The sequence below is a fragment of the Herbiconiux flava genome (assembly GCF_013409865.1).
GTDB classification, from domain to species: Bacteria; Actinomycetota; Actinomycetes; order Actinomycetales; family Microbacteriaceae; genus Herbiconiux; species Herbiconiux flava.
In genome coordinates this window covers 402,613-414,987 of the sequence record NZ_JACCBM010000001.1, presented here as the reverse complement: position 1 = coordinate 414,987, position 12,375 = coordinate 402,613, and the positions used below count along the sequence as shown (strand labels likewise).

Genomic DNA, 12,375 nt, shown 5'->3' with positions numbered 1-12,375 from the left:
GTCGAAGGGTATGCCCCCTCCACCATTCGTCGCCGCCCCCGTGCGCCGATTGCTCCGGGACTCCTCGTCGCGTCGCAGGCACCGGGCTAGGGTCGGGGGCATGGACCCCGTCGACGCCCTGACCGAGACCGCGTTCCTGCTCGAGCGGGAGCTCGCGCCCGGCTTCAAGGTCAAGGCGTTCCGCCGGGCGGCGGCGGTGGCGGGGGAGCTGCCCGCCGAGGAGCTCGCGGCACGGGCATCCGACGGCCGTCTCGCCCGCACGAAGGGCATCGGCGACCGCTCGCTCGAGATCGTGCTGCAGGCACTGGAGGGTCGCGTGCCCGACTACCTCGAGGCCCTGCGCGCGCGGACGGGCGAGAAGCTCGGCCCCGAGGCGAAGGCGCTGCGGGAGCAGCTGCGCGGCGACCTGCACGCGCACAGCGACTGGTCGGACGGCACGACCGACATCCCCTCGATGGCCGCCGCCGCCCGTGCACTGGGCCACGAGTACCTGGCGCTCACCGATCACTCGCCGAGCCTGAAGATCGCGCACGGGCTCACCGCCGAGCGACTCGAGGCCGAGCTCGACGTCGTCGCCGGGGTGAACGCCGACGGCGACGAGGGCTTCCGGCTGCTCGCGGGCATCGAGGTCGACATCCTCGCCGACGGCGCTCTCGATCAGGAGCCGGAGCTGCTCGACCGGCTCGACGTCGTCGTCGCCAGCGTGCACTCGAAGCTGCGCGACGAGAAGGGCCCGATGACCGCGCGGATGCTCGCCGCGATCCGCTCCGGCCGCGCCGACGTGCTCGGCCACTGCACGGGCCGCCTCGTGCAGGGCTCCCGGGGCACGCGGCCGCAGTCGGAGTTCGACGCGGACGCCGTGTTCGCGGCCTGCGCCGACGCCGGGGTCGCGGTCGAGATCAACTCCCGGCCCGAGCGGCAGGACCCACCCGACGAGCTGATCGCGCTCGCCCTCGAGGCGGGCTGCCTGTTCAGCATCGACTCCGACGCGCACGCGCCCGGCCACCTCGGCTTCATCGACCTCGGTGCCGAGCGCGCGGCGGCGGCGGGCATCCCGCCCGAGCGCATCGTGACGACCTGGCCCCTCGAGCAGCTGCTCGCCTGGACCACCCGCTGACCGCGCATCCTCCTGCTAGGGGAGGATGCGGGACGCCCGGTAGCGCTCGACCTTGTCGAAGAAGCTGCCCGGGGTGGTGCGGAAGCCGAGGAAGCCTGCCGCGCGGCTCTTGTTCATGCTCGTGAAGCACTCGAGGTTGCGGCCGAGGTCGCCGTCGGTGTGCCACCAGCTCGCCAGCCGCGACACGTCGGCCTCGGCGAGGCCGTGCTCGGCGGCGATCTCCCGCCAGACCTCGTCGGCGTGGCCCATCCGACCCTCGAGCGGAGCCGGCTCGGTGTCGAAGCCCTCCCAGCTCACGCCGAAGTGCTCGGCGATCCGCGGCCAGAGCGTGCGCCAGCGGAACACGTCGCCGTTGGCGATGTTGAAGGCCTGGTCGCGGCCGGCGGGATCGGTCGCCGCCCAGACGAGCTGCTCGGCCAGCAGGTCGGAGTCGGTCACGTCGGTCACCCCGTTCCACTGCGTCTCCGACCCCGGGAAGCGGAACGGCTCGCCGGTGCGCGCGCAGATGGTCGCGTAGACCGAGAGGGTGAGCGCCATGTTCATGGCGTTGCCCACGGCGTAGCCGAACACGGTGTGGGCGCGGTGCACGCTCCAGCCGTAGCCGTGCCGGGCGGCGCCCGCGAACAGCTCGTCCTCCTGCGCGTAGTAGAAGTTGGGGCTGTCGAGGCGCTCCGACTCCTCCTCGAACGGGGTGTCGGCCATCACGCCGGTGGCGTAGTTGTCGAACGGCCCGAGGTAATGCTTCAGTCCGGTGAGCAGGGCGACGTGCTGCACCGTTCCTCCGGCGGTCGTCGCGTCGATGACGTTCCGCACGATGGCCGAGTTCACCTCGATGTTCTGCGCCTCGCTCGGCTGTCGCATCCAGGCCGTGATGAACACGAGTTCGGGGTGCACCCCCGACAGGGCGGCGGTCAGGCCGTCGGCGTCGAGGAGGTCGGCGGCGATCGGCTGCACGCCCGGCACGGGGGCGGTCGCGGACCGCGAGACCCCGAAGGTCTCGAAGCCCTGCTCGAGGAGCAGCCGGCAGAGGGCCTGCCCCGCTATCCCGGTCGATCCGATCACCAGCGCGCGGCGCCCGGCTCCAGCAGTTGACATGGTCGTCCCTTTCGTCGGCGTGTTCAGAGTCAATGTACACTTCTGCTTCACGCCAGCCCCAGCGGATGCGGCCGGTGACCGGGAAGATCACCGAGAACAGGCCGAATTGACCGGATAGTTATCAAAAGCAGTTGTGAACGCTCGGTCTCGAGTGTAAAGCTATACTCAACGACGAGCCCGATGAGGGGTTCATCGGAAGCCCACCCACCAGGGAGACAGTATGAGCGCAACGGAGCGACGGCAACCCGCACTGACGAGTTCGCGCTGGTCGATCTCGCGGGGTCTCGTGACCGTGGGCATCGCGGTGATCGCGCTGCTCGTCGTGAGTGCGCTGTTCGCCCCGTCGAGCGTCTCGCAGGGGGCCGTGCTCGGCATGCTCCCCTTCGCCGCGGTGCTCTCCTGCGTCGGCCTCGGCCAGATGCTCGTCGTGCAGCAGGGCGGCATCGACCTCTCCATCCCCGGTGCCGTGTCGCTGTCGATCGTCGTGGTCAGCCGCATCCCGAACGGCGACGACTCGCTGCTCGTGCCGGCCGTGCTGCTCGCCATCGGCCTCGCCGTGCTGGCGGGCCTCCTGAACGGTCTGCTGATCGGCCGCCTCGGCCTGAACGCGATCATCGCCACCCTCGGCACCAACGCGCTGCTGTTCGCCGTGGTGCTCGGCATCTCGGGCGGCAGCCCGACCACGACCACCCGGCTGCTCCGTGACGTCGCCGGCGGGCTGAGCTTCGGCATCCCGAACTCGGTGTTCTTCGCGCTCGCCGCGTTCCTGCTCGTCACCGTGCTGGTGAAGAAGACGGTGGCCGGCCGGCGCTTCGAGGCCGTCGGTGCCAACCCCGTCGCCGCACGGGCCACCGGCCTGCGCGTGCGCACCCACCAGGCTGCCGCCTACGTCTGGGCGCAGCTGCTGTACTGCCTCGCGGGCATCCTGCTCGCCGGCATCACGGCGCAGCCCACCGCGTTCCAGGGGAACGCGTACCTGATCCCCGCCGTGGCCGTGGTGGTCCTCGGCGGTACGAGCCTCCTCGGCGGTCGCGGCTTCCCGCTCGCGACCGTCGTGGCGGCGGTCTTCCTCAGCCAGCTCGACCAGTTCGTGCTGGCGGCGGGCGTGCCCTTCGCGGTGCGCTCGATCATCCAGGCCGCGGCGCTCGCCGTCGGCGTGGCGCTCTACACCATCGACTGGGCGGGCCTGCGTGCCCGGCTCGGCTCCCGGCAGCGCGTCGGCGCGGCCGCCTGATCACCCCCGAACACACCCCAACCCGAGAATCACCCGCGGCAGAGGCGCCGCGCACAGTGAGAGGAACCATCCCATGGCCATCCGCAAACGAATCGCACTGACCGCGGCGAGCATCGGCGTGCTCGCCCTCGCGCTCACCGCCTGCAGCTCGGGCGCTCCGTCGTCCAACGACACCGTCACCACCGGGGCGCCGGTCGCCGGCGCCCCCGACTGGTGCGGCCCGAACGAGATCACCCTCGGCCTCCTCGACGGCTTCGGCGGCAACAGTTGGCGCAAGGTCACCACCGCGGCCGGCGCCGACGAGGTCGCCAAGTGCCCGAGCGTCACCGGCTACGAGTACGCCGACGGCCAGGGCGACACCCAGAAGTCCATCGCCGACATCCAGGGCATGGTCGCCAAGGGCGTCAACGCGCTGGTCGTCTTCCCGGATGCGGGCGAGGCCATGCTGCCCGCCCTCCGCAGCGCCTACCAGGCCGGCGTCGTCACGGTGCCCTATCGCGTGAACCCGGGCGGCGAGGACGGCGTGGACTACGACGCCTGGATCGGCGCCGACTTCACCACCGACGGCGAGAACTGGGGCAAGTGGATCAAGACCAACTTCCCCGACGGCGCCAAGATCCTCTTCCTCTCGGGCCCCAAGGGCAACAGCCAGGGCGAGGACGAGCTCGACGGCATGAACTCGGTGCTCGGCGACGGCGGCGAGTACGAGTTCATCGGCGAGACCCCGTTCGAGCCCACCAACTGGGACCCGGCGGTCACCCAGCAGGTGCTCACCAGCGCCATCGCCAAGAACCCGGAGATCGACGTGATCGTCTCCGACTTCGGCCCCTCGCTCGTCGGTGCGCTGCCCGAGTTCACCAAGAGCGGACGCTCCATCCCCGCCCTGGTCGCCTCGGACGGCAACGTCCTCGGCTGCTTCTGGACGGACAACCAGGAGGCGAACCCCGACTTCAAGATGATGACGGTCGCCACCGGCAACGACAACGTGCGCCTCGCCGTTCAGTACGCGGTGGCCAAGGCGACCGGCGGCGTCCTCCCCGACACCACCACCTTCGACGCCCCGGTGTTCGAGGACTCGGTGTCGGGCACCCCGAACCCCGTCGAGTGCGAGGCCGACCTGCCCGGTGACATCTTCCTCTCCGCGGAGATGTCCCCCCAGGACCAGGCCGACCTCCTGAAGTAAGAACCGCTTCACGCACGAACGATCGCAAGGGCATCCCGTGGATACACAACTGCACGACGTCGACACCACCGTCGCCGTCCTCTCGCTGACCGGCATCTCGAAGTCGTACTCGGGCGTCGCGGCGCTGACCGACGTCTCGCTCGAGGTGCTGCCGGGCGAGGTGCATGCGCTCCTCGGGGAGAACGGTGCCGGGAAGTCGACGTTGATGAACGTCGCTTCCGGCACCGTCCAGCCCGACGGCGGGCGCATCCGGGTGAACGGCGAGGAGATCGACGGGCTCAGCCCGGCGCTCGCCGCGAAGCTCGGCATCGCGATCGTGCACCAGCATCCCGCGGTGCTGCCCGACATGACCATCCTCGAGAACCTGCGGGTGGCGCTGCCGCCCTCGGTGTTCGAGGGCAAGGGCCCGATCGAGGAGTACGCGACCCGGCTGATCCGCGAGTCGGGCCTGACCGCCCACCTCGGCGACCGGGTCGAGACGCTCAGCGTGGCGCAGAAGCACCTGCTCGAAATCACCAAGGCGCTGGCTCTCGAGCCCCGCCTGCTGGTGCTCGACGAGCCGACCGCGCCGCTCGGCCAGGACTCGGTCGACCTGCTCTTCGCCCGGGTGCGCGAGACCGTGGCCCGCGGCACCGCGGTCGTCTACATCACGCACCGGATGGCGGAGGTGCGCCAGCTCGCCGACCGGGTCACGGTGCTCCGTGACGGCCGGCTGCGCGGCATCGCCCGCGTCGACGAGGTCACCGACGACGAACTGCTGACGATGATCGTCGGCCGGCAGATGGAGTCGACCTTCCCGCCGAAGTACACGGCGACCGAGAGCGACGACATCAACCTCGTGCTCAGCCACCTGACGGGCGACGGCTTCGTCGACGTCTCGGCCGCGGTGCGGCGCGGCGAGATCCTCGGCATCGCGGGCGTCGTCGGCAACGGCCAGAGCGAGCTGCTCCGCGCCCTCGCCGGCCTCGACGGCTTCACCGGCACGGTCGCGGTCGGTGGGCGCGGGCTGAGCGCCTCGCAGCTGCTCGGCAAGACCGCCTACATGCCCTCCGACCGGCACAGCGAGGGTCTGATGATGACCCTGACCGTGCGCGAGAACGCCGCGATCTCGGCCCTCAAGCGCTTCAAGCGCTGGGCGCTGGTCAGTCGCCGGGCCGAGGTCGAGACCGTGGGCGAGACCCTCGACTCCCTGGCGGTGAAGGCCTCGTCGATGGATGCGGTGGTCTCCTCCCTCTCGGGCGGCAACCAGCAGAAGGTCGTGATGGCCCGGGCGCTGCTCTCCGAGCCGTCCATCGTGATCGCCGACGAGCCCACCCAGGGCGTAGACGTCGGAGCGCGGCTGGAGATCTACCGCATCCTCCGCGAGGTGTCGGCCTCGGGCATCCCGGTCGTCGTCGCCTCCTCCGACGCGAAGGAGCTCGAGGGCCTCTGCGACCAGGTGATCGTGATGTCGCGCGGCAACGCGGTCGGCACCCTCACGGGCGACGACATCACCGAGACGCGCATTGTGCAGACGGCCGTCACCTCCACCGCTCACACCGCCAACACGCAGCTCGCCACCGAGAAGGTCGCGCGCTCCACCCCGCTCCGTCGATTCATCCAGGGCGACTACGCCCCCTCGGCCCTGCTCGTGGCCGTGATCGCGGTGCTCGGCGCCTTCATCTTCAGCCAGAACGTGCGCTACCTGTCCGACTTCAACATCTTCTCGGTGCTGATGCTCGTCAGCGCCCTAGGCTTCATCGCCCTCGGACAGACCATCTCGCTGCTGATCGGCGGCATCGACCTCTCGGTCGGGCCGCTGGCCGGCTTCCTGGTGGTGGTCGGGTCGTTCTTCGTCAACGACGGTCAGCCGTTCGGGGTGATGGGCCTCGGCATCCTGCTCATGTTCGTGCTGGCGGTGGCGACCGGACTCGTGAACGGCTCGCTCATCCGCTTCGGCAAGTTCACGGCCATCGCGGCGACCCTGACGCTCTACATCGCGCTGCAGGGGCTCAGCTTCCTGCTGCGCGACTCGCCCGGCGGCTACATCGCCGGCTCCTTCACCGCGCTGATCACCACCCGCGTGGGGCCGGTGCCGCTGATCTTCATCGTTCTCGTCGTGTTCACGGTGCTGCTCGAGCTGGCACTGCGGAAGCGCCGCTGGGGCTGGCGCCTGCGGGCGACCGGCTCGAACGAGGAGGCCGCCCGCCGGATCGGTGTGGACATCGACCGCACGGTCGTCTTCGCCTACGTCGCCACCTCGGTGCTCGCCTTCCTCGGCGCGATCGTGCTGATGACGCAGATCGGCGTCGGCGACCCGGCGCAGGGCGTCTCGTACACGCTCTCCAGCATCACCGCGGTGGTGCTCGGCGGAACCTCGCTGCTGGGTGGCCGCGGCACCTTCGTCGGCAGCCTGTTCGGCTCGATCCTGCTGATCCAGGTGCTCAACGCGACCACCTTCCTCGGTCTGTCGCAGATGTGGCAGTACATCTTCCAGGGCGTGCTGATCCTGATCGCGGCCGTGTTCTACTCGGTCGCCCGGCGTCGCCGCACGGTGCTCGTCTGATGCGCGCCGCGGTCTACCACGGCGACCACGACATCCGGGTCTCGTCGACCGTGCCGGCCCCGTCGCGCGGCGCCGGCGAGGTGCTGCTGCGGGTCGTGCGCTCGGGCCTCTGCGGCACCGACGCCACCGAGTGGGCCGTCGGGCCCAAGGTCTTCCCCGTGACGGTCGCGCACCGGGTGACGGGCCACACCGGCCCGATGATCCCGGGCCACGAGTTCGTCGGCGAGGTCGTCGAGGCGGATGCGGACAGCGGCTTCCAGCCCGGTGACCGCGTCGCCAGCGGGGCCGGTGTCTGGTGCGGCACGTGCGCGCGCTGCCTCGAGGGCCGCACGAACATGTGCGAGCGCTACTGGACCCTCGGGCTCAGCACCGACGGCGGGATGGCCGAGTACGTGTCGGTGCCCTCGCGCACTCTGGCGCGCATCCCCGACGGCCTCTCCTTCGACCATGCCGCCCTCGCCCAGCCGCTCGCGGTCGGCATCCACGCGGCCCGACGCTCGGGCGCCCGCGACGGCGACCGGGTCGTCATCATCGGCGGCGGCGCGATCGCGTCGTTCGTGCTGGCCGGGCTGCGGCACCTCATCCACGCGACCGTGGTGGTCGTCGAGTTCCCCGGGCCCAAGCAGGAGCGGGCGCTGCGCTTCGGTGCCTCGGCCGTGCTCGCCCCCGCGGCGGTGCCCGAGCTCAGCGACGCGGTCGCCGAGGCCTTCGGCGGAGCCCGTCCCGATGTCGTGATCGAGGCCAGCGGGGCGCCCGGCCAGCTCGCCACCGCGGTCGCGCTCGTGCGCGACGGTGGGCGGGTGCTCGCCGTCGGCCTGCCCAAGGCGAAGCCGGAGCTCGACGTGCACTCGCTCGTCTTCCGCGAGGTCACGATCGACTCGAGCCTCGCGCACGTCTGCGACGCCGACCTCGGACCGGCCCTCGACATCCTCGCCGAGGGCGTCGTGGGGCCCGAACTGCTCGCGGGCGTCGTGCCGCTCGAAGCCCTGCCGGAGCAGCTGGAGCTGCTCGTGGCCGGGCGCCTCGACGGCAAGGTGCTGATCGACCCCTGGGCCTGAGGGCAGGCCGAGTATCGGCTCAGGCCAGCAGCGGCGCGAGTTCGCGCGTGCCCGCCGTGAGCTGCTCGAGCACCGCGCCCGGCTGCTCGATCCGCACGCGCGGGGCCGAGAGCACGAGCCCGGCGACGAGCTCGCCGCGCGGCCCGCGGATGGGAAGCGCCAGACAGCCGAAGCCCGGGGTGAAGGCGTCGAGCTGCCGCGAGTGCCGGGCCGCGGCCACGTCCCGGCGGATGCCCTCGAGCAGCTCGGGCGCGCGCTGCGCCCGGGCCGAGAGGGCGGCGGGTGGCGCGGCTCCGGCGGCCAGGCGCTCGGCGATCAGCAGGCGGCCCATCGCCGAGACGTCGTACTCCGCGAGCAGCCGGCGTTCGTCGGCCAGGGGGAAGTCGGGGTCGGGGTCGAGCACGTGCATCCGTTCGTCGACGTAGCCCACGAGGTGCACGCCGCCCCGGATGCCCGCCCGCAGCCCGTCGACGACGCGCACCGCGGCGCGCGGCAGCACCGGCGCCCCCGTGACCCCCGCCGCTGCCGAGGCGGGCACCGCGGAAGGCGCCACCCGGTGCGCGAGCTCGACGACCTTGCGCCCGAGCGTGAAGCCGCGGAGGTCGGGCATGCGAACGAGGTACTCGTCCTGCACCAGCAGGTTGATCAGGCGGTAGGTCGTGGCGCGGGGCAGACCGAGGTTGTCGGAGACCTGCTGCGCCGTCACGCCGGGGCCGCAGCGCGCCGCCTCCTCCAGCACGGCCAGCGCGCTGTGCACGGCCTTGGGCTGCCGGGCGCGCAGGTCGGCCGGCGGGGGGAGGGGGTGGCGCGACGGCTCGGTCACCCCGGCCCGCCTCCCGGAGCGTCGCCGGCCCCGCCGCCCAGCACGTCGGAGGCGACGGGCACGTCGTACACGCCGACCGTGTCGAGCAGCCACGGGTGCCGCCGGCGCCGCAGCATCGAGAGCACCGAGCCGGCGCCGAGCAGCAGCACGAACACGGCGGCGCCGATCCAGCGCTCGCCGGCGAACTCGACCGAGAGGTAGACCACGAGGCCCACCCCGAGCAGCGCGGCCGCCGTGATCGACCGCACCGCCACGGCGGCGGTCAGCTCGCCGATGCGCCGGAGGAACACCGGGGCGGCCACGCAGACCAGCCCGTAGGCCGTGATGTACCCGGCGGCGGCCACGACGATCAGCGTCTCCCACAGCCCGGAGCCGAGCGCGATGGCGGCGATCGGCACCCCGGCCACCACGGGCACGGCGATCGCCGCGGCCACCCACGGGGTCCTGAATCGCGGATGCGCGGACCCCACCAGCGGCGGCACCACACCCTCCCGGCCCATCGCGAAGAGCACCCGCGCGAGCGCCGTCGTGGAGGCGATGGCGCAGGCGAGGAACGAGGTGGCGATGCTGAGGTCGAGCAGCAGCCCCATCCACTCGACCCCGTAGGCCGTGGCGAGGTCGTTCACGGGCGACCCGCTGCCGACGAGGTCGAGGCCGAGAGCCGAGAAGCCGACGATCTGGCTGTAGCTGGCGACGAGGAAGAGGGTGCCCGAGGCGATCACCGTCCACACGATCGCGCGGGGCACGGCGGCGAACGGCCGCTTCGCCTCGACGCCGAGCGCGGCCGAGCTCTCGAAGCCCACGAACGCGGTCAGCGCCAGCACCGAGCCCACGGCGAAGGTCGCGGGCGTCGAGCCGCCGACGTCGAAGGCGCTCCAGTCGATGCCCGGCCCGGTGGCGACCAGCAGGGTCACCACCAGCACGAGGATGATGCCGACCGACACCGTCTCGATCAGCAGCGTCAGCCGGGTCGAGAGCCGGATGCCCCGCACGATCACCACGAGCACGACCAGCGCCATCAGGCCGATGCAGACGATCGCGAACAGCGGCGAGGTGGCCCCCGGCCAGGCCCGCCCCACGAGGATCGAGAGGTAGTAACCCGCCCCCGCGAGCGAGAACATCGCGATGAAGCCGTAGCCGATCAGCGTCGCGATGCCGGCGACGAAGCCGGCGCCCGTGCCGAGCCCGCGGGTGACGTAGGTGTAGAGGGAGCCGGTCGCGGCGATCCGCCGGGTGAACTGGTTCACGGTCGTGGCCACCGCGAGGGCGATCAGCATCGCCACCGCGAGCGACCACAGCGTCGCCCCGCCGGCCACGACGGCCACCAGCAGCGGGATGGTCGTGGCCGCCGCCGAGGGCGCCACCGCCGACACCGACTGGGCCAGCACGTCCACGAAGCCGACGCTGCGGCGCTCGAGGCCGTCGACGGGTGAGCGCGTGCCGATGCCCGGAACGGGGGCCGGATGCGCGATGGCACGTTCGAGGGCGGTCACGCGGCTCAGGCTACGAGCCGCGCGTTGCGGCCGTGCGACGGCTGTGTTTCGGGTTCGTGATCGCTGAATGAGACGGATGCGCGGCCGTCTCATTTCGCGTGCCCCGAAGCTTCACGCGGCGGTGACAGGCCCGCAACGCCGGGCGAGCACAGTGGACGGCGAGCCCCCGCACCCCCGCCCGTCTCCATCCGCTCGCCCCACCCGCCTGCCACCCCGAGGAGAATCCATGTCCGTCACGAAGGACCCCGCCGTCACCGGCACCCCGCACGCCCGAACCCTGAAGGGCTCGCTCGGCGTCACCGCCATCGTGTTCATGGTGGTGGCCGCCGCCGCCCCGCTGACCGTCGTCGGCGGAGCCGCGCCGCTCGGCATCCTGCTCGGCAACGGGGTCGGCTTCCCGAGCCTCTACGCCGTGTCCGCGGTCATCCTGCTGCTGTTCGCCGTCGGCCTCGCCGCCATGACCCGGCACGTGCCGAAGCCCGGCGCCTTCTTCACCTTCGTGGGCTACGGCCTCGGCCGGCCGGCCGGGCTCGCCAGCGCCTTCCTCGCGCTGCTCACCTACACCGCCATCCAGGTGAGCGTGCACGGGTACATCGGGTACATCCTGCAGGTCACCGTCACGGGGCTCGGCGGGCCGGACATCCCCTGGTACCTCTACTCGTTGGCCGTGATCGCGATCGTCGGCTTCCTCGGCTACCGCCACATCGACCTGTCCAGCCGGGTGCTCGGCATCCTGCTCGTCGGCGAGGTCGGCATCGTGCTGGTGCTCGTGATCGCGATCGTCTTCTCCGGCGGCGAGCAGGGCCTCTCGGCCGCACCGTTCCTGCCCGAGAACGTCTTCTCGGGAGCCCCCGGCGTCGGCCTGATGTTCGCCATCGCCGCCTTCATCGGCTTCGAGGCGACGGCGATCTTCCGCGACGAGGCCAAGGACCCGACCCGCACGATCCCCCGCGCCACCTACACGGCCGTGATCGGCATCGGTGTCTTCTACACCCTCGCCTCGTGGGGGCTCGTGATGGCCTGGGGCCCCGACAACGTCCTGGGCGTGGCCGCCGAGGACCCGGGCGCCATGATCATCGTCACCACCGCCAAGTACCTCGGCGTGGTGGGCGAGGTCATCATCAACGTGCTGCTGATCACGAGCATGTTCGCCTGCGTGCTGTCGTTCCACAACGTCATCACCCGCTACCAGCACTCGATGTCGAACGCCTCGGTGCTGCCGAACGTGCTCGGCCGGGTGCACCCGAAGCACCTCTCGCCGCACACCTCCTCGGTCGTGCAGAGCGCCACCGCGGCGGTGCTGATCGTCGTCTTCGCGCTGCTCGGGCTCGACCCGGTGCTGCAGGTGTTCACCTGGTTCGCCGGCGTCGCCACCCTCGCCATCGCGATCCTGATGGCCATCACCTCGCTGGCCGTGATCGTCTACTTCGCCCGCACCCGGCAGGACCGGCGGCTCTGGAACACGGTCATCGCCCCCGCCCTCGGCTTCCTCGGTCTGATCGGCTCGGCGGTGATCATCATCGCGTACTTCCCGATCATGGTCGGCGACGTCGACGCCGACGGGGTGCCCGTCTTCGGCGGGGTGAGCATCGCGCTGCTGGCGCTCGTCGTGATCTTCCCGCTGATCGGGCTGGTGCAGGCCGCCGTGCTGCGGAGCCGCCGGCCGGCGGTGTACGCGACCATCACCGACGCGATCAGCGACTCGAGCGCCTCGACGGTGCCCGCTGCGATCCCGCCCGACGCCACCGGCGTCTGACGCGCATCCGCTCTTCACCACCGATCTGACCGCCGCCGGCCTCGGCAGCACCGACCTCAGCAGCACCGACC

9 protein-coding genes are annotated in these 12,375 nt (G+C 71.7%); 6 read left to right on the top strand and 3 right to left on the bottom strand.

Annotation, left to right across the window (positions count from 1 at the left end):
• The first annotated feature begins 100 nt into the window (after positions 1–100).
• Positions 101–1,117: a PHP domain-containing protein gene (locus BJ984_RS01960; protein ID WP_179546596.1), complete on the top strand. Its 1,017-nt coding sequence runs from the start codon at positions 101–103 to the stop codon at positions 1,115–1,117.
• A gap of 15 nt (positions 1,118–1,132) precedes the next feature.
• Here the strand turns inward: BJ984_RS01960 and BJ984_RS01955 are convergent, their stop codons facing one another.
• The gene (locus tag BJ984_RS01955) at positions 1,133–2,212 is read right to left on the bottom strand and encodes an SDR family oxidoreductase (protein WP_179546595.1); all 1,080 of its coding nucleotides are present in this window, start codon (positions 2,210–2,212) and stop codon (positions 1,133–1,135) included.
• A gap of 220 nt (positions 2,213–2,432) precedes the next feature.
• On the opposite strand from BJ984_RS01955, the gene BJ984_RS01950 reads away from it, so the two are divergent.
• From BJ984_RS01950 to BJ984_RS01935, 4 genes are all read left to right on the top strand, one after another.
• Positions 2,433–3,446 (top strand): ABC transporter permease, encoded by a 1,014-nt coding sequence (locus tag BJ984_RS01950; protein WP_179546594.1) that lies wholly within the window; start codon positions 2,433–2,435, stop codon positions 3,444–3,446.
• Between the two features lie 73 nt (positions 3,447–3,519).
• Positions 3,520–4,629, top strand: coding sequence for a substrate-binding domain-containing protein (locus BJ984_RS01945; protein WP_173182431.1), 1,110 nt, complete (start codon positions 3,520–3,522; stop codon positions 4,627–4,629).
• A 37-nt stretch (positions 4,630–4,666) separates the two neighbouring features.
• The gene (locus BJ984_RS01940; RefSeq protein ID WP_179546593.1) at positions 4,667–7,174 is read left to right on the top strand and encodes an ATP-binding cassette domain-containing protein; all 2,508 of its coding nucleotides are present in this window, start codon (positions 4,667–4,669) and stop codon (positions 7,172–7,174) included.
• On the top strand, positions 7,174–8,232 hold the full coding sequence (locus BJ984_RS01935) for a zinc-dependent alcohol dehydrogenase (protein WP_179546592.1): 1,059 nt from the start codon (positions 7,174–7,176) through the stop codon (positions 8,230–8,232). The genes BJ984_RS01940 and BJ984_RS01935 overlap by 1 nt, the downstream gene beginning before the upstream one ends.
• A gap of 19 nt (positions 8,233–8,251) precedes the next feature.
• Here the strand turns inward: BJ984_RS01935 and BJ984_RS01930 are convergent, their stop codons facing one another.
• Complete coding sequence (locus tag BJ984_RS01930) at positions 8,252–9,055, bottom strand: helix-turn-helix domain-containing protein (protein WP_271206357.1); 804 nt, start codon at positions 9,053–9,055, stop codon at positions 8,252–8,254.
• Positions 9,052–10,548, bottom strand: a complete 1,497-nt coding sequence (locus BJ984_RS01925) for an APC family permease (RefSeq protein WP_179546591.1) — start codon at positions 10,546–10,548, stop codon at positions 9,052–9,054. Before BJ984_RS01925 ends, BJ984_RS01930 begins: the two co-directional genes overlap by 4 nt.
• Positions 10,549–10,774: 226 nt before the next feature.
• Here BJ984_RS01925 and BJ984_RS01920 point away from each other — a divergent pair, with 226 nt between their 5' ends.
• Entirely contained in the window at positions 10,775–12,304 is a 1,530-nt protein-coding gene (locus tag BJ984_RS01920) for an APC family permease (RefSeq protein ID WP_179546590.1), read from the top strand.
• Positions 12,305–12,375: the final 71 nt, after the last annotated feature.

What these genes read in the sequence shown, in the direction of transcription:
- BJ984_RS01960 (WP_179546596.1), top strand. Translation starts at nt 101, where the DNA reads ATGGACCCCGTCGACGCCCTGACCGAGACCGCGTTCCTGCTCGAGCGG.
- BJ984_RS01955 (WP_179546595.1), bottom strand. Translation starts at nt 2,212, where the DNA reads ATGTCAACTGCTGGAGCCGGGCGCCGCGCGCTGGTGATCGGATCGACC.
- BJ984_RS01950 (WP_179546594.1), top strand. Translation starts at nt 2,433, where the DNA reads ATGAGCGCAACGGAGCGACGGCAACCCGCACTGACGAGTTCGCGCTGG.
- BJ984_RS01945 (WP_173182431.1), top strand. Translation starts at nt 3,520, where the DNA reads ATGGCCATCCGCAAACGAATCGCACTGACCGCGGCGAGCATCGGCGTG.
- BJ984_RS01935 (WP_179546592.1), top strand. Translation starts at nt 7,174, where the DNA reads ATGCGCGCCGCGGTCTACCACGGCGACCACGACATCCGGGTCTCGTCG.
- BJ984_RS01920 (WP_179546590.1), top strand. Translation starts at nt 10,775, where the DNA reads ATGTCCGTCACGAAGGACCCCGCCGTCACCGGCACCCCGCACGCCCGA.